This window comes from Nocardia sp. NBC_01388 (assembly GCF_045040085.1).
Lineage (GTDB): Bacteria > Actinomycetota > Actinomycetes > Mycobacteriales > Mycobacteriaceae > Nocardia.
The window spans coordinates 2,688,032-2,710,900 of the sequence record NZ_CP109553.1 but is presented as its reverse complement, the minus strand read 5'-3'; the positions used below and the strand labels follow the sequence as shown (position 1 = coordinate 2,710,900).

General features: G+C 64.7%; 24 protein-coding genes and 3 pseudogenes. 16 read left to right on the top strand and 11 right to left on the bottom strand.

Annotated features, from left to right (window positions below):
* Window positions 1-20 precede the first annotated feature (20 nt).
* A complete protein-coding gene (locus OG716_RS13250; RefSeq protein WP_405137943.1) occupies window positions 21-1,652 on the top strand; it encodes a GMC family oxidoreductase in 1,632 nt (543 codons plus the stop codon).
* A 22-nt stretch (window positions 1,653-1,674) separates the two neighbouring features.
* Here the strand turns inward: OG716_RS13250 and OG716_RS13245 are convergent.
* The 5 genes and pseudogenes from OG716_RS13245 to OG716_RS13225 all read right to left on the bottom strand — a co-directional run.
* A pseudogene (locus tag OG716_RS13245) lies at window positions 1,675-2,139 on the bottom strand (alcohol dehydrogenase catalytic domain-containing protein); the annotation flags it as partial.
* A gap of 24 nt (window positions 2,140-2,163) precedes the next feature.
* Window positions 2,164-2,739, bottom strand: coding sequence for a TetR/AcrR family transcriptional regulator (locus OG716_RS13240; RefSeq protein WP_405137942.1), 576 nt, complete (start codon window positions 2,737-2,739; stop codon window positions 2,164-2,166).
* A gap of 11 nt (window positions 2,740-2,750) precedes the next feature.
* A complete protein-coding gene (locus OG716_RS13235) occupies window positions 2,751-2,915 on the bottom strand; it encodes a DUF1059 domain-containing protein (protein WP_405137941.1) in 165 nt (54 codons plus the stop codon).
* Entirely contained in the window at window positions 2,908-4,152 is a 1,245-nt protein-coding gene (locus OG716_RS13230) for a cytochrome P450 (RefSeq protein ID WP_405137940.1), read from the bottom strand. Before OG716_RS13230 ends, OG716_RS13235 begins: the two co-directional genes overlap by 8 nt.
* A gap of 52 nt (window positions 4,153-4,204) precedes the next feature.
* Entirely contained in the window at window positions 4,205-5,557 is a 1,353-nt protein-coding gene (locus OG716_RS13225) for a cytochrome P450 (RefSeq protein WP_405137939.1), read from the bottom strand.
* Window positions 5,558-5,888: 331 nt separating this feature from the next.
* Here OG716_RS13225 and OG716_RS13220 point away from each other — a divergent pair.
* From OG716_RS13220 to OG716_RS13200, 5 genes and pseudogenes are all read left to right on the top strand, one after another.
* A pseudogene (locus tag OG716_RS13220) lies at window positions 5,889-6,539 on the top strand (aldehyde dehydrogenase family protein); the annotation flags it as partial.
* A gap of 38 nt (window positions 6,540-6,577) precedes the next feature.
* On the top strand, window positions 6,578-7,330 hold the full coding sequence (locus tag OG716_RS13215) for an SDR family oxidoreductase (protein WP_405137938.1): 753 nt from the start codon (window positions 6,578-6,580) through the stop codon (window positions 7,328-7,330).
* Window positions 7,327-8,259 (top strand): NAD(P)-dependent oxidoreductase, encoded by a 933-nt coding sequence (locus OG716_RS13210; protein ID WP_405137937.1) that lies wholly within the window; start codon window positions 7,327-7,329, stop codon window positions 8,257-8,259. The genes OG716_RS13215 and OG716_RS13210 overlap by 4 nt, the downstream gene beginning before the upstream one ends.
* Window positions 8,256-8,660, top strand: coding sequence for a carboxymuconolactone decarboxylase family protein (locus OG716_RS13205; RefSeq protein ID WP_405137936.1), 405 nt, complete (start codon window positions 8,256-8,258; stop codon window positions 8,658-8,660). The genes OG716_RS13210 and OG716_RS13205 overlap by 4 nt, the downstream gene beginning before the upstream one ends.
* 38 nt (window positions 8,661-8,698) lie before the next feature.
* On the top strand, window positions 8,699-8,941 hold the full coding sequence (locus tag OG716_RS13200; protein ID WP_405137935.1) for an SDR family NAD(P)-dependent oxidoreductase: 243 nt from the start codon (window positions 8,699-8,701) through the stop codon (window positions 8,939-8,941).
* A gap of 128 nt (window positions 8,942-9,069) precedes the next feature.
* On the opposite strand, the gene OG716_RS13195 is transcribed toward OG716_RS13200, so the two are convergent.
* Window positions 9,070-9,399, bottom strand: a complete 330-nt coding sequence (locus OG716_RS13195; protein WP_405137934.1) for an alpha/beta hydrolase — start codon at window positions 9,397-9,399, stop codon at window positions 9,070-9,072.
* Between the two features lie 186 nt (window positions 9,400-9,585).
* Between OG716_RS13195 and OG716_RS13190 the strand changes: the two genes are divergently transcribed.
* From OG716_RS13190 to OG716_RS13170, 5 genes are all read left to right on the top strand, one after another.
* Window positions 9,586-9,882, top strand: a complete 297-nt coding sequence (locus OG716_RS13190) for a cytochrome P450 (protein ID WP_405137933.1) — start codon at window positions 9,586-9,588, stop codon at window positions 9,880-9,882.
* On the top strand, window positions 9,879-10,082 hold the full coding sequence (locus OG716_RS13185; RefSeq protein WP_405137932.1) for a ferredoxin: 204 nt from the start codon (window positions 9,879-9,881) through the stop codon (window positions 10,080-10,082). Before OG716_RS13190 ends, OG716_RS13185 begins: the two co-directional genes overlap by 4 nt.
* 30 nt (window positions 10,083-10,112) lie before the next feature.
* Window positions 10,113-10,664, top strand: a complete 552-nt coding sequence (locus tag OG716_RS13180) for a nuclear transport factor 2 family protein (protein ID WP_405137931.1) — start codon at window positions 10,113-10,115, stop codon at window positions 10,662-10,664.
* A complete protein-coding gene (locus tag OG716_RS13175) occupies window positions 10,658-11,920 on the top strand; it encodes a hypothetical protein (protein ID WP_405137930.1) in 1,263 nt (420 codons plus the stop codon). Before OG716_RS13180 ends, OG716_RS13175 begins: the two co-directional genes overlap by 7 nt.
* 316 nt (window positions 11,921-12,236) lie before the next feature.
* Entirely contained in the window at window positions 12,237-12,812 is a 576-nt protein-coding gene (locus OG716_RS13170) for a TetR/AcrR family transcriptional regulator (protein WP_405137929.1), read from the top strand.
* Window positions 12,813-12,841: 29 nt separating this feature from the next.
* Here OG716_RS13170 and OG716_RS13165 read toward each other — a convergent pair whose 3' ends face one another.
* Window positions 12,842-13,402: a TetR/AcrR family transcriptional regulator gene (locus OG716_RS13165; RefSeq protein WP_405139661.1), complete on the bottom strand. Its 561-nt coding sequence runs from the start codon at window positions 13,400-13,402 to the stop codon at window positions 12,842-12,844.
* A gap of 231 nt (window positions 13,403-13,633) precedes the next feature.
* Between OG716_RS13165 and OG716_RS13160 the strand changes: the two genes are divergently transcribed.
* Together OG716_RS13160 and OG716_RS13155 are read left to right on the top strand one after the other, a co-directional pair.
* Window positions 13,634-14,668: a Rieske 2Fe-2S domain-containing protein gene (locus OG716_RS13160; protein WP_405137928.1), complete on the top strand. Its 1,035-nt coding sequence runs from the start codon at window positions 13,634-13,636 to the stop codon at window positions 14,666-14,668.
* Window positions 14,665-15,750 carry a dihydrodipicolinate reductase gene (locus OG716_RS13155; protein WP_405137927.1) on the top strand — a complete coding sequence of 362 codons (1,086 nt, stop codon included), beginning with the start codon at window positions 14,665-14,667 and terminating at the stop codon, window positions 15,748-15,750. Before OG716_RS13160 ends, OG716_RS13155 begins: the two co-directional genes overlap by 4 nt.
* 161 nt (window positions 15,751-15,911) lie before the next feature.
* On the opposite strand, the pseudogene OG716_RS13150 reads toward OG716_RS13155, so the two are convergent.
* Window positions 15,912-16,238, bottom strand: a pseudogene (locus OG716_RS13150) (diacylglycerol kinase); the annotation flags it as partial.
* On the opposite strand from OG716_RS13150, the gene OG716_RS13145 reads away from it, so the two are divergent.
* Window positions 16,132-16,587 carry a hypothetical protein gene (locus OG716_RS13145; RefSeq protein WP_405137926.1) on the top strand — a complete coding sequence of 152 codons (456 nt, stop codon included), beginning with the start codon at window positions 16,132-16,134 and terminating at the stop codon, window positions 16,585-16,587. The pseudogene OG716_RS13150 and the gene OG716_RS13145 overlap by 107 nt on opposite strands.
* A 314-nt stretch (window positions 16,588-16,901) precedes the next feature.
* Here the strand turns inward: OG716_RS13145 and OG716_RS13140 are convergent, their stop codons facing one another.
* Window positions 16,902-17,513: a hypothetical protein gene (locus OG716_RS13140; RefSeq protein ID WP_405137925.1), complete on the bottom strand. Its 612-nt coding sequence runs from the start codon at window positions 17,511-17,513 to the stop codon at window positions 16,902-16,904.
* 654 nt (window positions 17,514-18,167) lie between these two features.
* Here OG716_RS13140 and OG716_RS13135 point away from each other — a divergent pair.
* On the top strand, window positions 18,168-18,758 hold the full coding sequence (locus OG716_RS13135; protein ID WP_405137924.1) for a cadmium resistance transporter: 591 nt from the start codon (window positions 18,168-18,170) through the stop codon (window positions 18,756-18,758).
* A 130-nt stretch (window positions 18,759-18,888) separates the two neighbouring features.
* On the opposite strand, the gene OG716_RS13130 is transcribed toward OG716_RS13135, so the two are convergent.
* Window positions 18,889-20,484 (bottom strand): GMC oxidoreductase, encoded by a 1,596-nt coding sequence (locus OG716_RS13130; protein WP_405137923.1) that lies wholly within the window; start codon window positions 20,482-20,484, stop codon window positions 18,889-18,891.
* Window positions 20,485-20,759: 275 nt separating this feature from the next.
* A complete protein-coding gene (locus tag OG716_RS13125) occupies window positions 20,760-21,404 on the bottom strand; it encodes a TetR family transcriptional regulator (RefSeq protein ID WP_405137922.1) in 645 nt (214 codons plus the stop codon).
* A gap of 61 nt (window positions 21,405-21,465) precedes the next feature.
* Here OG716_RS13125 and OG716_RS13120 point away from each other — a divergent pair, with 61 nt between their 5' ends.
* Window positions 21,466-22,806, top strand: a complete 1,341-nt coding sequence (locus OG716_RS13120; protein WP_405137921.1) for a lipase family protein — start codon at window positions 21,466-21,468, stop codon at window positions 22,804-22,806.
* Window positions 22,807-22,869 lie beyond the last annotated feature (63 nt).

Below are 22,869 nucleotides of genomic sequence, written 5' to 3'. Positions count from 1 at the left end.
GACAACAGAGGTATTTGGATATGCCCCGTTCCATTCGTCCGTCCGATCCTGTCGAGGCCGATTACATAGTGGTGGGTGCCGGTAGCTCCGGTGCCATCGTGGCCAGTCGGCTCGCCGAGGCCGGCGCCAGTGTGATCCTGTTGGAGGCCGGGCGTAAGGACGATACGCGGCTGGTCTCGATACCTGGCTCGATCGCCCTGGTGCACACCGTTCCGCCGTTGAAGAAGCGGTTGACGTGGAAGCAGTACTCGGTCCCGCAGAAGCACGCCGCCGATCGTGCGATCCCGATGACGCGAGGCAAGGTGCTGGGCGGCTCGAGCTCGGTCAACGGCATGTTGTTCGTGCGCGGCAACCGTGCCAACTACGACTCCTGGGCCGCCGAGGGTTGCAGTGGATGGAGTTATGCCGATGTGCTGCCAGCGTTCAAGCGCCTGGAGAACTGGGAGGACGGGGCGAGCGATCTGCGTGGTGCCGGTGGTCCGATCGAGGTGACCCGCCAGCGTGACCTCACGCCCATCGCGCAGCAGTGGCTGAGCGCGGCCTCGGAAACGCTGGGGGTTCCCGAGATCGCCGACTACAACGGCGCATCGCAGGAGGGCGTAGGCGTTTTCCAGCAGAGCGTGCGCCACGGTCTGCGCTACAGCTCCGCGCGTGGGTACCTCACCGACCGGCCCAGCCCGAACCTGTTCGTGCGCACCGGCACTCATGTCACGCGGGTGGTGATCGAGCACGGACGGGCCACCGGTGTGGAAGTGATCGAACGGGGTGAGCGGCGGATCGTCCGTGCGGCAAAGGAAGTCGTGGTCTCCGCCGGAGTGATGGCATCTCCGCAATTGCTGATGCTCTCGGGCATCGGCCCGGCCGCGCACCTGTGTGAGCTCGGGCTGCCGGTGCACGCGGACCTGCCGGTCGGGCAGAATCTGCATGATCACCTGTTCGTGCCGCTGACCTTCGTCACGGCGCAGGCGCGCCATCGTTCGATTCCTTCGCATATGGCCGCGGCGATGGTGCGGGAGCTTGCCACGCCGGGCAGCACCTGGTTCGGCAGGACCTTGTTCGAGCTGGTCGGTTTCGCGAAAACGTCGTTCGCCGAGGATATTCCGGATCTGCAGATCCATGTCCTGCCGTGGGGTTATCCGTCGCCCAACCAGGATCAGGACAAGCTGTACACCGTGGATCGGCGCGCGGCACTGACGATCTTCCCGACGCTGATCTATCCCCGTAGTCGCGGCGAACTGCGGCTGGCTTCGCTCGATCCGCTGGCTTCACCCTTGATCGACCCCGGTTACCTGACCGATCCCGCGGATACCGAATTCCTGATCGAGAGCATCCGGATCATTCGCGAGATCATGGCCAACCGGTCGATCGCGCTCGACATCACCGAGGAATTGACCCCCGGCCCCGATTATCGAGACGAGTCCGCGCTGCGTCGCGAGCTACCGAGTCGGGTCCACTCGGTCTACCACCCGGTGGGTACCTGCCGTATGGGCATCGACGAGCGCGCCGTGGTCGATCCGCAATTGCGGGTGCGTGGCATCGAGGGACTGCGGGTGGCCGATGCCTCGATCATGCCCAGTATCACCGGTGGCAACACCAACGCTCCGTCCTACATGATCGGCGAGAAAGCCGCCGAGTTCATTCTCGCGTCCTGACTTGCGCAGGGCCGCAGGTACTTTCACCTGCGGGGGACGTGTCGAACGACTGAGATGTGCTCCGGAGGAATGAGATCTTGTCGGCGAAAGCGCCGATTCCCAAGGCCGGTGTGAGTACGGTGCCGTCCTCGAGTGTCATCTTCTGAGTCGCGTTGAAGGTGTCGAAGCAATATTGCGGGCGACCCCGTTTGCAGGCCCGGCAGTAGCCGCAGACCGCACGCCAGTTGAGGATCACGAAATCGCCCGGCGCGACGGAATCCACTCCCGCGCCGACACTTTCGACGGTCCCCGATGCTTCGTGACCGAGCAGGAACGGGAATTCGTCGTTGATCCCGCCTTCCCGGTAGGTGAGGTCGGTATGGCATACGCCGCATGCGGTGATGTCGACGACCACCTCGCCGGGTCCAGGATCGGGAATCACGATGGTCGTCAGCTCTACCGGTGCACCCTTCGCCCGGGCGATGACGCCCTGCACGTACTGGGGCATTCTTGTTCTTATTTCTTCGAAAGGTCAGGCCAGCAAGCGCTTTACGCACATTTCCAGGAGGTCGGCGCCTTCGGTATAGGACAGGTGACCCATACCGCTGCGGAGCATCGCGCCGTAGTACAGCAACTCGAGCATGTCGAGGCGCTCGCGGTCACTGGAATCGAGTGCCTCGGCGAGGCGGAGGCGGATCTCTGATCCGATCCGCACTCGCAGATGCTTCACGTCGGGATCATCGCCGAGCAGGGCGTTGCTGATCGCGCCGGCCAGAGCGGGTTCGTCGGCCACCAGCAGGGCGATCTGCCGGAGCACCGCGACAACCTGGACGACCGGATCCGCGCCGTCGGGACGCACCGGGGAAGTGGCGATGAGGCGTCGCCAGAAGACCTCGGCGATCAGATGTTCCTTGGACGAGAAATAGGTGTAGGCGGTCGCCGTTCCCACCCCCGCCGCCGCTGCCACGAGCCGAATCGTCATGCCGGAGTAGCCTTCACGGGACAACACCTCGACCGCCGAAGCGGCCAGGCGGTCGACGGTCTCGGCTTGCCTCTCGGTCAGACGGCGACGCGTGGCTTCGACCCCGGCGGGCGTGGGCTCGGGCATGGATCCTGCTTTCAGTACGCGATGAAGAGGATCTCGTCGGGGGTGTAGTCGTGCCCCGGGTGGAACTCGGCCAGATGCGCCTGGGTCTTGGCGATCAGGTCGGCTTCGTCGGTGCCGCGAATGTATTCACCGCACGGGCAGTTGAGGCGGGTCTTGCCGGCTGCCTCCCTACGCATAACGCACCTGCCAGTGTTTGATGCCGTTGATCCAGCCGTTGCGCAGCCGTTCGGGTTCGGCGAGCTGCGTCAGATTCGGCATGGCGTCGGCGATGGCGTTGAACATCAGGTCGATCTCCAGGCGCGCCAGATTCGCGCCCACGCAGAAGTGCGCACCGGTGCCGCCGAAGGCCAGATGCGGATTGGGATCGCGTAGCACGTCGAAGGTGAACGGATCCTCGAAGGCGTCCTCGTCGAAATTGGCCGAGCTGTAGAACAATCCGACGCGCTGGCCCGCACGGATGAGTTGTCCGCCGAGTTCGGTGTCCGCGGTGGCGGTGCGCTGGAAGGCGGCCACCGGGGTGGCCCAGCGGACGATCTCGTCGGGTGCCGTCCGAGGCCGCTGCTGTTTGTACAGCTCCCATTGCTCCGGGTTGTCGATGAAAGCTTTCATGCCGTGTGTGATGGCATTGCGGGTGGTCTCATTGCCCGCGACAGCGAGCAGGATGACGAAGAATCCGAATTCGTCGGAGCCCAATGCCTCGCCGTCCAGGTCGGCGTTGACGAGTTGGGTGACGATATCGTCACCCGGTGTGGCACGCCGCTGCTCGGCCATATTCCAGGCGTAGCCGAGGATTTCGACCGACGCGGCGGTGGAGGAGTCGGTGGAGTGGGTGTCGCCGAATTCGGGGTCGTCGTAGTTGAGCATGGCATTGGACCACTGGAACAGTTTGCGCCGATCCTGTTGCGGCACACCGAGTAATTCGGCGATGGCCTGCAACGGCAACTCCGCGGCCACCTGCTCGACGAAGTCGCCGCCACCGTCGCGTGCGGCCGCGTGCACTATCCGCGCGGCCCGCTCGGCCAGCGCCGCGCGCAGTCCCTCGACCGCGCGTGGACTGAAACCCTTGGAGATGATGCGCCGGATCTTGGTGTGCTTGGGCGGGTCCATGTTCACCAGCAGCGCGCCGGTCAGTTCGATCTGCTCCATGGTGACCTCGCCGGGCAGGCGGATGATCGAGCCCTTGAGTTGCGAGGAGAACAGCTCGGGTTTTCGCGAGATCTCTTTGATGTCTTCGTGTTTACTGATCACCCAGTAGCCGCCGTCGCAGAAGCCGCCGGAGGTCGCATCCGATTGCGCATTCCACCACACCGGCGCGGTACGCCGTAATTCCGCGAATTCGGTGGTGGGATTGCGGGTTTCCCACAGGGCCGGATCGGTGAAATCGAATCCAGCGGGAAGGGTTGGGGCTGGCACAGCTTCCTCCTGTTAGGCCGACATCGTTGTGGACCAGGGACTCCGGCCGGAGTCAGCGCTGGCGGCGGCGGTAGCGGACGCGGCAGGGCTGAGCAAGCTGCACCACCATCTTGGAGTGGTCGTTGCGATAGGTATCCGACGGCTGCGCCAACTCGAATTCCCAGTCTCGCAGCAGAATAGAGAAGATGGCCTTCAACTGCATGAGAGCGAATGCCGCGCCGACACAGCGGTGCTTGCCCGCGCCGAAGGGAATCCACGTCCACCGGTTGACCAGATCCTCCTGCCGCGGATCGAGGTAGCGGCTGGGATCGAAGGCATCGGGGTCGGGAAAGTCTTCCGGAATGCGGTTCGACACCGCGGGAGTCGCGGCAACCATGTCCCCGGGTGCGATCCGGTGTCCGCACACCTCGAACTCGTCGCGGGCGATGCGCATCAGGATGATCAGCGGCGGATGCAGGCGCAGCGTCTCCTTGAGGGTGGCCTCCAGTGCTGGAATCTGGCGCAGCGCACCATGACTCACTTCGGAGCCGTCCGCGTACAGCTCGTCGAGTTCGATGACGACCTCGGCCAGCAGTTCGGGGTGTCGCAGCAACTCGATGATGGACCACGCCGCGGTGCCGGACGTGGTGTGATGCCCGGCGAACATCATCGAGATGAAGATGCCGGTGATCTCACTGGCCGAGAACCGTGCAGCGCCCTGCTCGTCCTTCACCGAGATCAGCACATCGAGCATGTCGCGATCGTGTTTACCCGCAGGCGGATCGGCCTCGCGCAGGTCCATGATCGCCTGCACCAACTCGACCAGTTGCACGCGAGCCTCGTCGCGGCGGCGGAAACTGTCGATCGGCGCGTAGGGGTCGACGTAGGCGAGCGCGTCGGTGCCCTGTTCGAGCTCGTGATACAGGTGCGCGAACCGCCCGTCGAGCTGATTGCGGAACTTCACCCCGATCAGGCAGGCCGACGAGGTGTAGATGGTCAACTCGGCGAAGAACTCGAGCAGATCGATCTCGCCCTCGTCACCCCACCGCGCGACCATCTGGTCGACCTCGGCGGCGATGGTGCCGGCATGCCCGCGCATGTGCTCGGCCCGCAGCGCCTGGTTGTGCAGCATCTCCTTGCGGCGTTCGGGCGGCGCGTCGAAGACGACGCCGTCGCCGAAGATCGGCTTCATGAACGGGTAGGCCGCGCCCTGATCGAGTTCGTCGTCGCCGGCGCGGAAGAAGAATTCGTTGGCCTCGGCCCCCGACAGCAGGATGACATCGCGACCGGCGAGTTCGAAGGAGCCGACATCGCCGCACTCGGCGCGCACCCGGCGCATCAACGCGATGGGGTCGGTACGGAACTCCTCGAGGTGCCCGTGCTCGCCTCCGCCGCCGGAAACACGTTGCGGCTTGACCAATGTCATTGGAAATCCTTCCCGGGATATCTGTCCGGACAGGTGATGGACATGTGTCCGGACGGTACTACGAGAAATACTCCGCGACAAGCCTCGGTGCGGGCTGGTGGCGGCGTCGTCGACCACATTCATGCTTGCGCTCGGTCAGCTAACCGAACTATATTCCGAACAGCTGTCCAGACATGTTTCGGGAGTCTTTTTGATGAATGGCCTGGTCCCTGCCGAGGGCACCCCACTTCTCATCGGCGGCACATTGCTCCAAGGCGGGTCCGGCGTCTTCGCGACGGTGAACCCCGCTACCGAGGAGGTGCTCGGCTACGCGGCCAATGCCTCCGCCGCCGATATCGCGGCCGCGGTGAGCTACACGGCGTTCTCCGTTGCTGTACACGCCGGACAGGGCTGCGCGCTCACCACCCGGCTGCTGGTGCCGCGGGCCGCCTATGCCGATGCCGTGGCCGCCGCCGCCGAGACCATGGCCGGGATGCGAGCCGGGGATCCGAACAATCCCGGAACCATCTGCGGCCCACTGATTTCCGCGGCGCAGCGCCAGCGGGTCGAACGCTATATCGACATCGCCCGCGCCGAGGGCGGGCGGGTCGTGACCGGTGGCGGCCGTCCCGAGGACCGCCCGCGCGGGTTCTTTATGGAGCCCGCGGTTATCGCCGACGTCGACAACACGGCCACCGTGGCGCGGGAGGAGATCTTCGGCCCCGTACTGGTCGTCATCCCGCACGACGGTGACGCCGACGCGATCCGGCTGGCAAACGACTCGCCCTACGGGCTCTCGGGCTCGGTATGGGGCGCCGATCTCGAGCGCGTCGACCGCGTGGTCAGCCGAATCCGCACCGGCACGCTCAGCGTCAACGGCGGCCTCTGGTACCACGCCGACGCGCCCTTCGGTGGTTACAAGCAGTCCGGGATCGGACGCGAAATGGGTGTCGCGGGTTTCGAGGAGTATCTCGAAACCAAGCTGATCGCCACGCCCGCTTGATCTTTCGAACACTGACACCTACCACTAGGAGTGCAACCATGGCACGTTTCACCGGACGATCCGCGATCGTCACCGGCGCCGCTCAGGGCATCGGAGCCGTTTACGCCAAAGCCCTTGCGGCAGAGGGCGCGAAGGTGGTCGTGGCCGACCTCAACGCCGAACGCGGCGAGCAGGTCGCCAAGGAGATCGTCGCAGACGGTGGCACCGCCGTATTCCACAGCGTCGATGTCGCGGATCCCGAATCCGCCGCTGCGCTGGCCGCATTCACCATTGCTGAGTTCGGTGTGATCAACCATCTGGTCAACAATGCCGCCATCTACGGCGGTATGAAGCTCGATCTGCTGGTCACGGTGCCCTGGGATTACTACAAGAAGTTCATGGGCGTGAACCTCGACGGCGCACTGAACATGACCCGCGCGGTATGGGAGAACATGAACGCCAACGGCGGCGGATCCATTGTCAACCAGTCCTCCACCGCGGCGTGGTTGTACTCGAGCTTCTACGGGCTGGCCAAGGTCGGAATCAACGGTCTCACACAGCAATTGGCGCATGAGCTCGGTGGCTGCAAGATCCGCGTCAATGCCATCGCGCCCGGGCCGATCGATACCGAGGCCACCCAGACCGTCACCCCCGGCGACATGGTCAAGGACATTGTGTCCCGCATTCCGATCAAGAGGATGGGCACTCCGGACGACCTGGTCGGCGCGTGTCTGTATCTGCTCTCCGATGAGGCGGCCTGGGTCACCGGCCAAATCCTCAATGTCGACGGCGGACAGATCATCCGGTCATGAGCGCCGACGACACCGCCGGAACCGGCGATGCGGCCGTGTCGGCCGCCGGTGACCATGTCACCGTCGGATTCATCGGCCTGGGCAATATGGGCGCGCCCATGGCCCGCCGGCTGCTGCAGTGGCCGGGCGGGCTGACGGTCTGTGATGTGCGTCCCGAAGCCACCGTGCCGTTCGCAGAGGCCGGCGCTTCCAGAGCGGCCGACGCTGCGGAACTGGGTGCGAAGGCCGACGTGATCGGCGTGACCGTGGTCGACGACGCCCAGGTCCGTGCGGTCATCACCGGCCCGCGGGGACTGTTGCGCACCGCCCGTCCCGGGACGGTGATCGCCGTCCACTCCACCATCAGCGACCGGACCGCCGAGCAACTCGCCGCGGTCTGTGCCGGCCATCAGGTCGAATTCGTCGATGCACCGGTCAGCGGTGGGGCGGGTGCGGCCAAGGCCGGGACCTTGGCGGTGATGGTCGGCGGCACCGATCACGCGGTGGCTCGAATCCGGCAGCCTTTCGGCTGCTTCTCCAATCTGATCGTGCACGCGGGTCCGGTGGGTGCGGGCACTCGAATGAAGCTGGCCCGCAATCTCTTGCACTTCGTGTCCTTCACCGCCGCCACCGAAGCCCAGCGCCTGGCCGAAGCGGCCGGGCTCGATATCACCGCGCTGGGCAAGGTCGTCCGGCACTCCGATGCGGTGACCGGTGGTGCCGGCGCGATCATGCTGCGCGACACCACCGCCGCGATAGACCCCGAAGATTTCTGGTTCCCCATTCTCGGCCACGTCCGCAATCTCGGGGAGAAGGATCTGTCGCTGGCTCTCGAACTCGGCGAACGCCTGGGTATCCCACTGCCGCTGGCGGCGCTTGCGCTCGACGGCCTCGGCCGTGGGCTCGGCGTCGCACCCGCTGTCGAACAGGAAATAGGCAGGACGTCATGACCACACCCGCGCACACCGATTCCGCCGCCGAGACCCGCCGGCGGGGCCTGGCGAAGATGAGCGAGGTCTACGGCTGGGAATTCCGTGACGGACCCGGCGACCATTACGCGGTGACCGCCGATCACCTCTTCGCCGGCATCTGGTCCCGGCCGGCGCTCACCCTGCGTGATCGCCGCCTCCTGCTGCTCGGCGCACTGACCGCGCAGGGGCTGTTCGACGTCGCGGAGATTCAGGTCGGCGCCGCGCTGCGCAACGAGGAACTGACCGCCGAACAGTTGCGGGAGGTGGCGCTGTTCCTCTGCCACTACGCCGGATGGCCTGCGGGCACGCGCCTGGACGGAGTGATCGGCGCGGTGCTGGCGCAGCAAAAGGCGCAGCAGAAGGAGAACCGGCCATCATGATCGGCCCGAAAGACGTTGCGCCACTCTGAAGGAGCCACATGACCGAACGACAACTCCTCAGCGGTCGGGCGGCGGTGGTTGTCGGCGGTGGCAATGGCATCGGTGCCGCGGTGGCCGAAGTGCTGAGCCGCCACGGCGCCGGTGTCGTAGTCAACTCCCGTAGCGCGGAGGCGGTCGAACGGACAGTCGGGCAGATCACCGAGCTGGGTGGTGCAGCGACGTCACCTCCACCAGCGCCCAAACCCCAGACGGCGCCCAGACCACCGTCACCTATTCCCTGACCATCGACCGCAACGCCGAGTGGAAGATCACCGATGTCGGCGGCTTACAGAACGCCCTGCGGGCGAAGTAGGCGCTGGTGTAGGGGGTTTCGCGGGACAGGTCCGGTCACCCTGTCCCGCAGCGAGTTTCAGGCGTGATCGAGTTCCGGCTCCGGTTGCGGAGCGAAGTAGGTGCGCACGGCATCGCGGAACCAGTGTTCGCGTGACCGCAGGGCGCGCCTGCTCACGTCGGCGGTGGGGACGATGCGGTCGAATCCGTGCCAGCAGCCTGGGTAGATCTCGAATTCGACCGGCACGCCCGCGGATCGCAATCTCTGCACGTAGTCGACGGTCTCGTCCCGGAACACCTCCAGCTCGCCGACGTAGGTGAATGTCGGTGGCAGCCCGCCCAGATCGGTTGCCCGCGCTGGCGCGGCGTAGATGGGAACATCGCTGCCCGCGCGGCCCCGGATCTTCATCGTTACCTTTCCCCAGGTTGCGGCGACGCTATCACAGCGGGGGCCAACTGTAGACATGTGTACAGCTCTTGATTGGAAATGCTGTCCGAAATAATAACCAGACAGCTGTCCAGTCCTCGCGGGGCGTGGCTGATCGGTCAAGTCGGACGTTGTGATGGAACATTGTCGGTGATACTGTCCAGACACATGTCCAGTTCATTGTCCCGGCGAGTCGGTCACTCGACCTCCGGCCGGATCACCGATATCGAAATGTACGGCCGCACGATTCCGGCGGGCGCGAAGGTGCTGCTGCTCATCGGTTCCGCCAATCGGGACTCTGAGGCGTTCCCCGACGGCGACACCTTCCGCATCGATCGCCCGGAGAAGGGCGCGCTCGCCAGTTTCGGTGCGGGAGTGCACTTCTGCCTCGGCGCGCACATTCAGCTGACCGAGGTCCAGCCCGAAGCGCGGGTCCGGTCCGCGGCGGAGCGGAGTCTGTCATGAGGATCGAAGCCGACCTGGATCTGTGCCAGGGCCATGGCGTGTGCGCGGCCGAAGCGCCCGGGGTATTCACCGTTCCGCACCGCGGCCAGGTCGAGATCCTCGATCCCGAGCCCGGCGAGCAGGCGCGACCGGAGGTCGAGAGCGCTGTCCGCTACTGCCCCACCCAGGCGCTGTCGATCATCGACCGCGCGAACCACTGACGATCCGCTTTTCGCGAAAGGACAATGACCATGGCTGATTTCGACCGTGCCGAGCTCGATGAGATGGTGCGCCGCTGGCTGCAGGCCAACAAGGAATGCGAGGCCGCCGGCGACTGGCTTCCGCTGGCCGATTACTACACCGAGGACGCCACCTACGGCTGGAACTACGGGCCCACACAGGAATTCATGGCGGTCGGACGTCACGAGATCCGCGATATCGCGCTCGGTTTGGAGATGGTGGGGCTCGAGGGCTGGACCTACCCGTATCAGGATGTGGTGGTCGACGAGCGCAGCGGCAATGTCATCGGCCTGTGGAAGCAGATCGCCGACGCCACCCGTGCCGACGGCAGTCACTACTCACCGCACGGAATCGGCGGCAGTTGGTTCCGCTACGGTGGAAACTTCCAATGGTCGTGGCAGCGCGACTTTTTCGACTTCGGCAATGTGAGTGCCCTGTTCTTGGAGATGATCACCGACAACGCGCTCACGCCCGGTATGACCAAGCGTATCCAGCGGGCCACCTCCGGCGAACCGCTGCCGGGCTGGTACGCCATCGGTGCCGCGCCGGTGCCGCTGTGGTGAGCCCCGACCTCGAGCGGCCCAGCGCCTTCGCTGAACTGAGCCGGGACCAACTCGCGATACTGGTGCCCGAATTGCTGTTGACCGGGCACCTGATCGATCGCTCCGGAATGGCGCACACCATCGGCGCCTTCGGCCGCGAGGGCATGACCGCGGTCGCGATCGAGGAGTGGCGGGTCGCCAGCCCCGTCTACACCCGGCGCATGCAGCGGGCGCTGGGCTTCACCGGTGACGGTGTGGAGACGATTTTCAAAGGGCTGCAACTGGATATCGGCGCTCCACCGCAGTTCATGGACTTCCGGTACCGGGTCGACGACCACGATCACGGGGCGTTCTGGCTCGATCACTGCGGAGCGCTGGCGGACGTCGAACCGCTGGGCGAGGACTATGTCAGGTCCATGTGCCACGATATCGAGGACCCGACATTCGATGCGACCGCGCTGGCGACCAACCCGCACGCGCAGGTGCGCCCGATTCACCGGCCGCCGCGGGTGCCCGCGGACCGGCATCCGGTCTGCTCGTGGACGGTGACAATCGACGCCTCGCATACACCGCCACCGGTGCCGGCCAATTTCGACAGGGTCGCGGAATCCTATGCGGCACGGGTACTTCTGGACCCCATCGATCCGGGCGACGACGGGCAGAGTGACTATGCCGGTCCGCTGCTCAGCGATCTGCGATTCAGTGACTTCTCGCGGTCGGCACTGATCCGCATGGCCGATGAAGTCTGTTTGCAGCAGCACCTGCTGGCCCTCGGATTCCTGATTGCGATCGGGGGGCGCACCGATGCCGCCGCCGCTGCGACGATCGGCCGGAAACAGTTCGCCGGGATTGCGGGGCTGACCTCCGAACGGCTGCGGCACGCACTCGGACTCGGTACCGACGCTGCCGCGCTCGCGCAGGTGCTTCGCCTGCATCCGGCCTGGAATCCGCTGCGCTACAGCGGGGTACATATCCAGCACGAAGACATAGGGGTGCGCCTGCGCCTGCCCAAACGGAGCGGGGCGGTCGCCGACGGCGTCTGGCCGTCGCTGATCGACGCCGACCACCTGGAGTCTCTGGAAGCCATGGCACGCGGGGTGAATCCCCGCTTCGCCGCACACGTCGTCGACGACAACGACGACGAATTCGCGATCGTGTTCCTGCTGGGGGACAAGCCTTTCCGTGAAGCGGGCGAGGTGGCGATCACTCGTTTCAGCACTGGCGCCGACTTCCGATTCACCGACCGCGGAATCCCGCTACCGCTGACCGTGGTCTGACGATACGACCGCGATAGGTATGTCTCTGCAGTCTCGGCCCAGGGGGGATGGGGTGGGTCGCCTATCCATCCTCCGGGTCATGGACTCAATTGAGCTGAATAGCAGCGACCGGAATTCCTGCGCAGCATCACGGGGCATCCCTGCGGCATAGGCGGTGCCCGCGCTGGTCAGCGCCTTGATGTACTGCCTTTGCAGAAGCTCGGAGATTGGGACCGTCGAAACCGGTGCGGGTGAGAACGCAGAGTGCCGAATCCCTGTCCGGGCTCGCCGCGTTGAGAATTGTTCTGGACAGTTGTCACCAGTAGGCTCTGGACATATGTCTGCCCCTCTGTCGAATCATATGGAAGCTACCCGGCGGCGTCTGACCGGAAAGCAGGCCGAGACCGTCGAGCGGCTTTCCAGGGCTGCGGTCATAGTGTTGACCAGGGAGGGCTTCGCAGGTACGACGATCCGGTTGATCGCGGCCGAGGCAGGAATAGGTACGGCCACCGCCTACACCTACTTCTCTTCGAAGGAACATCTGATCGCAGAGGTGTATTGGCGGCGGCTGGCCGCGATGCCTCCCGCGGAGCTTCCGGACGCCGACAATGCCACCCGGGCCATCGCGGTGCTGCGGCAGGCGGCTGTGCTCGTCGCCGATGAGCCCGCGTTGGCGGCGGCGATCGGCCAGGCGCTGCTCGGCAGCGATCCCGATGTGGCACACCTGCGGGTGCGAATCGGCAGCGAGTTGCGCACCCGGCTGGTGGAGGCGGTGGGTTCGGAGAACACCGAGAGTCTCGAGTACCTCGAATTGCTCTACTACGGTGCGATGTTGCGGGCCGGGATGGGCCACATATCCTATACGGATGTAGCCGATCGAATGGAGAAGTGCATCCGCCTTTTGCTGGCATGACCCGACCCCTCCGGGCGCCGCCGCTGTTCCTATGGGCCGGCTCGGAGATAGGCCACGATGCTGCCGGTGAGCCCGGCGAGCGCATCCTCGAGGTTGCCGTAGGTCCCCAGTGTGCGTTCGGAGGTGATGCCACGCATCGCCGCGGGAATGAGCGCGGCCACCTGCCGCACCTTGACCGGGTCGACCCCCAGATCCGCGAACGCGCGTTGACAAGCACTGTCCCAGTTCGGTTTCCACGACGACAATTCCGCGGCGGTGAGCGGGAAGTCGCGTTCGAGTTCGGCCTGTTCACGCGGTAGTGCGGCGCGCAGCGTCTCGATGGCGAGTGATTCCGGCGTGCGCAGGCCGACGGCCAGGGTGTCGACAAGGGCCGCGACGCGTTCGTGCAATGTCCCGTCCGGCCGCAGGTTGGCGGGCAGGTCGCCGCGGACGTCGGCGGTGTAGCGCAGCACCGCGGCCCACAAGCCGTCGATATCACCGAACTGGTACTTGACCACACCCCAGGTGGCGCCGATATCGCGAGCGATGCGATTGCCCGATACCGCTGCGGGATCGCCGGTGGCCAACGAAGCGATGGCCGCCTTGATCATGCTGTCTCGCGATTGGATACCACGCCTGTTCGCGCGCCGCCCACCGATCGCCGCTTCTGTCACGGAGATCGACTATAGCTGCTCTGAGCTGCGTAACCCAGTTTCACTGACCCCTCTTGTATTGTTTCGTAGAGGGTTCTATTCTAATTTCGTTCTGTGGTCGGCATCACCACCGAGCAGCGCGTTGCCGTGTCGGCATGCGCTGTCGCCGAATGCCTTTGGAGGACTTCGATGGCCAAACCGCCCCTGTCCATGGAACCGACGGGCTGGTTCCAAGTGGCGTGGTGCACCGAGATCACCGTCGGCGCCGTGCACCGGATGAAGTACTTCGGGCGCGAAATGATCGCCTGGCGTTCGTCTTCCGGCCAGATCGCGGTATTCGACGCCTATTGCGAGCATCTGGGTGCCCACCTCGGATACGGCGGGCATGTCGAGGGCGAGAATCTCGTGTGCCCGTTCCACGGCTGGGAATGGAACCGCGAAGGTCGCAATGTCTGCATCCCGTACGAAAGCCATCCGAACAAGGGCCGTCGCATCCGCAGCTATCCCGTAGTGGAACGCAATGAGGCGGTGTGGATCTGGTACGACACCCGGGGCCGGGAACCACATTTCGAGGTGCCCGACATTTTCGCGGATTTCGGCGACGACAAGACCGCGGACGACTACTACCAGCCGGTACCCGCGGCGACGCTCTATCGGCAGCGGCTGGAACTGCATCCGCAGTACGTGCTGGAGAACGGTGTCGACTTCGCCCACTTCAAGTTCGTGCACAAGACGCCGTTCGTTCCGGATTTCACTCGCCATGACTTCTCCGGGCCGGTGTCGTTCGTGGACTTCACCATCGCCTTCGACGCGGGTATCGCCGAGAACGACGTCAACAGCGGAGTGGAATCGATCAACGCCGGCTTGGGCTGCACGGTCACCAAGAGCTGGGGCATGGTCGACAACCGCACCATGCCCGCGGTGACGCCCGTGGACGATGCCACCTCCGACGTCCGCTTCACCGTGTGGATAGGACGCAAACCCGGTGACGACAGCCCCGAGGTCAGCACCTACGGCAAGACGATGGCCGCCTACGTCATCGAGCAGTTCGAAGCCGACATCCACATATGGGCGCATCAGCGCTACTCCGATCCACCAGCGTTGTCGCGCAAGGAATTCGACGGGTTCACCGCGCTGCGCGCGTGGGCCGGCCAGTTCTATCCCGGCAACGACCCAGCCACCGAGCTCGACCAGCGACCCGCGACACAAGGACGTACCTCATGAGCGCTTCCGGCAAGGTCCGTGTATTCCAAGTGGCGACCGGCAATCTCGGCACCGAGATGATCGGGCGCATCCGACAGCATCCCGATCTCGAACTGGTTGGGCTGCATTGCTACTCGCCCGACAAGATCGGGCGTGACGCCGGGGAGATCGTCGGTATCGATCCGATCGGAGTGATCGCTACCGGCTCGGTCGAGCAGATCATCGCCGCGCGACCCGATGTCCTCACCTTTCACGGTGTTTTTCCCGACGAAGACCTCTACGAGAAGGTCCTCGAGGCAGGCATCAACGTGGTGACCACCGCGGACTGGATCACCGGCTTCCACCGCGACACCAACCATTCACACCCCTCCGGCAGGAAGGTCAGCGAGGTGATCGCGGCCGCGTGCGAGCGCGGCAATTCCACCTTCTATGGCACCGGTATGAATCCGGGACTGAGTCAGATCCTCGGAATCGTGCATACCGCCGATGTTTCCGAGATCGAGAACATCACCGTCACCGAATCCGTCGACGTCTCGTGTCACCACTCGGTCGACACCTGGAAGGCCGTCGGATACGGGCGCCCGATCGACGATCCCACGATCGGGGAGTCGCTGCACAAATACACCGCGGTCTTCGCCGACGCCGTCTACCTCATGGCCGATGCCTTCGATCTCGAGCTCGACGCAGTGACCTTCGGCTACGAACTCGGCGCCTGCACCAAGGACGTCGATCTCGGCTGGTACTTCCTGCCGAAAGGGTCATTGGGCGCCAACTACATCAAGTACCAGGGCATGGTCGGCGGAGTCGCGCGAGTGGAGTCACATCTCGAATGGCAAATGACCCCGCACACCGATCCGGCGTGGAATATCAAGGGCTGCTACATCACTCAGGTGACCGGCGATCCCAACATCTACAGCAAGCACATGATCTTCCCTCGCAAGGGGTTCGACCTATCGAACCCGCAGAACTTCGCCTCCATCGGCATGACCGTGACCGGGCTGCCCGCACTCAACGCCCTCACATCGGTGGTTGCGGCGCCTGCGGGAATCATCACCAGCGCGGACCTCCCATTGCGAGCCTTCGCGGGACGTTTCAAGATCTGAACCAGCACCACTCGGCCCTGCTGCCCGGTCCGCGCCGGTAGGCGGGTCCAGTGGCGTGCCGCGACAGAGGTGAACTCGCCACGAAGCAACGCGGTGGCGATATTCCGAACCTGGCCGATGCCCGCCCCGCGTATCTCGTGGACATAGGCGGTAGTGATGCTGGTCGTGAGGATCCCGGGCGCAGCCTCGACGACCGCCGGGATCGCATTCGCGATGCGACCCGCGGCCGCGACAATCGCGGCGTGGTTATGATCGCCCTTGCGACTGCTGGGGCAGATGTCGACGAAATAGGATGGCTCGCCGGTGATTTCGACTCGATACGAGCCGCCTGCCTGGGCCGGTCGAGGCCAATCCGGGCGCAGGTCCTCGCGAAGCCGGGTGATGGGTTCGATGACGATCGCAGGATGCTCGCCGACCATGCCGGTGATTTCGAATCGCAGTGCGGCTACGCTGCCTTCCGGGATGTGTCCTGCCGCGACGTCGAACGCACTTTCGCCCAGCGAACGCGATGCGCTGGCCCTGGTCGAGGGTGCGGTCGCGGCCGGTTGGGTCGCCGATCGGCTACTCGGCTTGGTGCCGGAACTGCGCCGTCAGCTGCCACACTCGAATTCGCCGACCAGAACCTCGACGGTGCCGAAATGCTGGAACGCGCCGCATAGGGTAACGGGTTTGGTTCACGGCGGATCCCGCACCCGAATGAGACGAACACCGCCCGAGTTCCTGCCAGCCGACGTCGGTCAGTGGTTTGTATTCCGTTGCCCGCTGGCCAAACCGGAGGAGTCGCAGGTCCGGGGTGTGCGAGTGCTGTTCCTGGAGTGTGTATTTGAGCAACTTTGATCGAGCCGGTCGGCGGGAGACCGGCCGAGCGCACCGCGGCCGGAACGCACCTTGGTGCCGTGAGTGTCTTGGGCACTGACTAATTCGATAGGCAGGGAGCGGCCACAGCGGTGACCGGGTTCGGGAGAACGAGTTTGTGACTCTTCGACGGATCCGGAGACTGCGATGGCGCGATGCCAGAGATCCCGGTCCTCGAAAGCCGCGCGGTGTCATCGACGGCGTTGCGGCAATGATGCGAGCGGCGTACTGCGTCGGCCTTGGTGAGGTGATTCTTGGGTGGTGGCTGCCGCGCGCCCCCCATGTGCGGTGGCGGACTAACGCTCTGCGATGAGCTTGCGCAGTTTGCGTTCGTTCTCGGGGTCAAGGCCATACGCATACAAGTAGCTGACAATGAAATCAGTTGTGTAGCCGGCACTTCTGATCTCATCGGTGAGGCGGGGCACCGAAGCGCGAACGCTTTCATTGCTTCGGTCGCGAAAGTCGGTAGATCCAAGTGTCGCGATTCTGTCGAGCATGTCATGCACTTCCGGCGATACCGGATCCTCGGTCTGCCCGGTCAGCGCGTTGGTTGCCTTGACAGCCTTGGCCCACCCCGAGAGATCGAGCATATCGCCGGCGAGGACCGCCACGACTCCGTGCCGAACAGCGCTGACTGCCATCGCCATTTCTGTGGCCGTCTGCGAGTCCACGAAGATCGGTGAACCGGGAGGAATGCTCCTAGGTGATACAGGGGTGCTGGTCTTATCGTCGCCGAGGCCGAACACGATGCTGTGGTCGTACCGGCTAGCGACTCGGTACGCGCTGGCCATATCCGCCCCTGAGGTGTGCACCGCGGTTCGCAGGATCTGCTCGTGCGCCGCCCGGCGGTTCGGATTGTCTTCTGACCAGGGAATCCAAATTCCTCTGTAGCTGATCGTCGACTGCATGCGGGCCAGTCAACCCCAACACGGGGTTGTGATCGTCAAGGCGCGCGAGCTTATGCCTCAGATCTCCCGGCCCCGTCTCAGGAACCATAATCCACGGCGACCACGGCCCCCAGCCCCTATTCCGGCCCGCATGCGCTGGACAGACCGTGGCCAGCGAATGCGGGCCGGTTTCCCTCTCGGCCGGTGGTACACCGCTCGATATGGGTCTACCGGGTCAAGATTCAGTCAATGGCGACGGCCGGGTGACCGAGTCGTTTTTGATTGTCTGGAGAACTCCCGGGTCGTCTACGCCGACCGGGTCAGGGGCTGGCAGGAGTGGGCAGAGCTGTCCGCCGCAGCCGAGGCCGGCCCGGCCTGAGCGGTGCGTGGCACCTACCGGGAGAGTGCGCGAGATGTATCGATTGCAGCAAGCTGCGGTTCGTCTGAATTGAGTTGTCCTCGAGGGAATGTCACGCTCGCACCGACATAATCCGATGGGATCACCGCTACCTGTCGTCGATAGCTTCTTACTCATAGTTCCCTCCCCGGATTGCGCTCCCTGCGTGCTGATCCCACGTCTCGACGATAACCGGACAATATTGTCCGGTTGCCGGTCTATCCGGTACTGTCGGCAAAGCATTTGCGTGTGAAGGGATAGAACATTGTGATCCGCGCATGATCGGTCGGGCCGGCGGATTGTTCGCTGTTACCAATATCGACGACATCCTGGTGCTGGCACTGTTTTTCGCCAAGGGCGCCGGAGTCCGGCACTCCACGCGCCGGATCGTGCTCGGGCAGTATCTCGGTTTCGCCGCGATCCTCGCTGTCGCTGTCGCCGCCGCATTCGGAGCCACTTTTCTGCCGGGGTCCGCGATCCCGTATCTCGGCCTGCTGCCGTTGTTCTTCGGCCTCAAGGCAGCCCGGCATGCGCGGAACTTTCGCGATGGGAACGGCAGCGGTGAGAACGCCGCCGGCGCACGGACCGGTCCGAAGATCTTGGAGGTTGCTGCGGTCACTTTCGCCAATGGTGGTGACAACATCGGTGTTTATGTTCCGGTCTTCGCTACCGCCGGTACGGGTGGCATGAGTACGTACGCGATTGCGTTCCTAGTCTTTCTCGGCGCATGGTGTGTGGTGGGCAAGTATTTCGCCGCACATCCCGTCATCGCCGACGCGCTGAGTCGCTGGGGTCACATCCTGCTGCCCGCGGTGCTCATCGGGATCGGTTCGCTCATCCTCATCGAGGGCGGCGCGTTCGGGCTGTAGGCAGCCGGTTGGAGTATCGACGCGAGAACCGCTGTTTCTGGACCGGCGACGGTCTTCAGATCCACGACGGCGGTGGATCTGAAGGCCGTCGCATTCGGCCTTCGCCGTTGCGGCGCAAGGGTATTCGAAATCAGATAAGAGTGCCGACGTCGTGCTTGACGAGATTGTCGAGTGCCCGTTCGGCTAATGCGGCGATCGTCATCGAGGGATTGCAGGCGGCGGAGTTGCCCGGAAGCAGCGCCCCGTCGAGAACGTAAAGTCCGCGTTGCCCGTGTACACGCCCGTCGAGGTCGCAGACTGTACCCATGGATGCTCCGCCCAGGGGGTGCCAGGTGGAGGGGAACACGGCATTGGTGTCGGTGAGAGTGCTTGCCGGACCGGCGATCTGCTGTGCCGCGGGCCCGATGTGGTTGTTCTGGATGTACTGGTCGCCATCGGTGGGCCAGTGCAGGATCGCGTCGTCCTTGGCGGAGTCGTATCGGAAAGTGCCGCGACTGTCGCTGACTCCGTATCCGACCATCATGGTGCTGTGCGGATCCATCCCGATCGGTGGCATGGAGGCCTGGATGACGGTGAACGCGGCATGCGGATCGGACCAGTTGAGGCTGCCGTAGACCACGGGACCGCCCTGTTCGGCGCCGAAATCCTCGGCAAGGTTGGACCACACGTAGATTCGGTCGGCATTGGTACCCCAGCCCTGACCGAGACCGTCGGGCATATCGGGGATTTGTCCCTTGGCGGCGGCACGCATCAGCATCCGGGTGGTGTTCAGGCTGCCCGCGGCCATCACGAGGGCATTCGTGGTGAGAATTTTGTTTTCCAGCACCGTGCCGGTGGTGTCGATCCGGTCGACGTGCACGATCCAGCGGCCGTCGGGTGCGCGCTCGACATCGGTGACCTGGTGCAGTGTTTCGACGGTGACCCGGCCTGTCGCTTCTGCCGCGGCGATGTACGTGACGTCGACCGAGTGCTTGCCGCCATTGTTCACCCCGAGCGCACCGTCACCGTTGGTGTAGGAGGGCTTCATTTCTCCGCGCAGCTCAGCGAGTGCGAAGTTCCAGTCGATGGGCATCGGAATCTTCGACAGCGGTAACCCGGCGCGGCGGACATGGTCGCCGAAGATTCGCGCGGCGGCGTAGGTGGGGCTGTCGATGAGCTCGTCGGGGGCGACCTCGAGGCCCAGCATTCGTTCGACGCGCCGGTAGTGCACGCGGTCCAGGGTCGCCCAGTCCAGTTCCTGCGGGAAGTGCGTATTGAATACCGCCTCGGCAGGTTGCAGCGACATCCCTTGGTAGATAAGCGAACCGCCGCCGACGCCCGCAGCGCACAGGGCGGTCATATTTTCGCCGCCCACGGCCTCGATCAGTCCGGTGTACGGCTGGACGGGCAGGTCCTTGCCGAACGGATTCGGCAAGGACTGATACCAGAGCATGCGCATATCAGGACTCGTCGGATGCGGGAAAGTGTCCGCGTTCGGGCCTGTGGGCCAGCGCATTCCGCGTTCGAGCAGGGTGACGGGCACGCCGGCCTGAGCCAGGCGCAGCGCGGTGACGCCGCCGCCGAATCCTGATCCGACCACCACGACGCGGTGGTCCTCTCGGGTGAGCGGAATGCTCGTGGATCGCGGTGCCGTTGCGGCGGCGGCGCCGATGGTGCGAGCCCCGAGCAGGGCGGCACCGGCAGCGGCGGCGCCGGTCAGCAACGAGCGGCGCGAAATCGATGGCATACGAAACCTTCACGGGAGACGGGTGAACCGAAGTTACCGGACAGTACTGTCCGGTGGGTTCGTAGTGTGCTCGAAGGAAGCCATCAGGTCAAGAGTTCGGCAGGTTCGGCCGGGTGGGCAGTCCGGAGGTGCCGCTCACGGTGGGAAGTTCAACCTATGTCCGCTCTGCGCGGGCGTAAAGTCTTGAGGCCCAGTACGTTCCCACTTCAGTCGGATTACCGTCACCTGGGGTTCCCCGGTAACTTGCCGACAGGTCCCGCAGATCCCCGGTTCGGTCACGAATGGTCGAACGGGGCGGCGAGGCTCGGGTTGATCGCGGTGTTTCCAGACCGTGAGGGGTTGCGGGCGGCTTCGGCTTCGGCTTCGTTATCGGAGGTCAGCCGGAAGACTGCGCGTTCGATCGTGGGCAGGATTTCGGTGATTTCGAGGGATGCGTCGGCGACGCGGGCGATGAGCGCGTAGGTCACATTGGTCAGTACCATGGCGACGTCCGCGAGGTATGTGGGGTCCGCGCCACCGAGGATCGTGTTCAGGATCGGTATGACCGCGCTGACACCCTGCAGGTCGAGGCGGTGTCCACCCGGTCCGGTGCGGGCGTGGTGGTATGCCACGAGCATTCGGGGTTCGCGTTGCCACGGCTCGAAGACGGTGCGGAAAACCCCCATCAGACCTTCCCGGAGCGTGCTGTCGATGGCCGGCGGCGTCATATCGCCGTAGGTGTTGGCCGTCATCCAGTGCTCGACGGCCGCGACGATCAGCTCGTCGCGGGTGGGGAAGAGCTTGTAGACCGTCGTGAGCGAGACCCGTGCGCGGCGGGCGACCTCGCGGAGCTGGACGGCGTCGTAACCATCCGAAATGAGCAGCTCGAGCACGACGTCGATGACCTGCTTCGAGGGATCACTTCCCTTTTCTCTCGCCACCCGGCTACAGTAACGCGGTTATTAAATAACCGTGTTACTCATCACATGCGGAGAGAAGACGATGCACCGACCGCGCCGCACGTTCAGGACCACTCACCCGCGCACGGCGCGCGTCCGCCGAGCCGTCGTGGTCGGCGTCGTGGCATGCACCGGGGTGGCGGCGAGCTGGTTCGGTGCGGGTGGGTCGACAGCCGAGCCCTCGGGCGACTTCTACACTCCGCCAGCCCAATTCGATGCCACACCGGGCGCGATCATCAAGTCGGCCGCGATGCCGGTACTGCTCGCGCCGCCGACCGCGGCGGTGCGGTGGCCGGTGCCCGCACAGCGCGTCATGTACACCTCACGCCTGCAAAACGATGCGCCGGTCGCGGTGAGCGGCACCTTCATCGATGCGACGCGGCCGTGGCAGGGCTCCGGCGCGCGGCCCACGATTGTCATCGCGCCGGGCACCGTCGGCCAGGGCACCCAGTGCGCGCCGTCGCTGGCCTTCTCGACCGGCATCTACGCTGACCTGTCGCGCCTGAGCGTCTCGGCCAATCAGGAAGCCATCTCGGCGGTGGCCTGGAACCTGCTGGGTGCGCGTGTCTTCGTGACCGATTACATCGGTCTGGGCACCCCCGGCGTCCATACCTATGCGAACCGGCTCGAGGAGGCGCACGCGGTGCTGGACGCCGCCCGTGCCGCCGAAAACCTTTCCGGCAGTGGGCCACAGACGCCGCTGGTGCTCTGGGGGTACTCCCAGGGCGGCGGCGCCACTGCCGCGGCAGCCGAACTGCAGCCGGTGTACGCGCCGGAGTTGAATCTGAAGGGCACCTGGTCGGGAGCGCCTCCCTCCGACCTCGCCGCGGTAGTACGCCAGATCGACGGCAACCTGATCGGCGCCGCGATCGGCTTCGCCATCAACGGTTTTCTCGCGCGTTATCCGGAGCTGCAGCAGGACCTCGACAAGGTCATCAACCCTGCCGGCCGGGCATTGCTGGCCACGGTGAAGACCGAGTGCGTGGCCGACATCATCGCGAAACAGCCCTTCACGCGGACCAGCGACCTCACTATCGACCACCGTCCGCTCATCGACCACCTGCAAGAACTTCCGGACGCCGTCAAGGTGATTCACGATCAACTCATCGGGACGCTCACCCCGTCGAGCCCGGTGCTGATGACCAGCGGCATCAATGACGACACGATTCCCTACGGCCAGGTCCGGCAGCTGGCCGTCGACTGGTGCGACAAAGGCGCGACGGTCACGTTCCGCACCAATAACCTGCCTCCCATCGCACCCGGCACGACCTTCGCCAATCACTTCGGACCCGAACTGATCGACGGCTTCGGCACCAATAATGCGATCAGCTACCTCGTCGACCGTCTGAATGGAAAGCCACTCCAGGGCTGCACTTTCGACTGACCGCGCTCGATCGACTTCGCGCGCCGCATCGCCGGCAGACACATAGACCTCATCGGTGAGGGA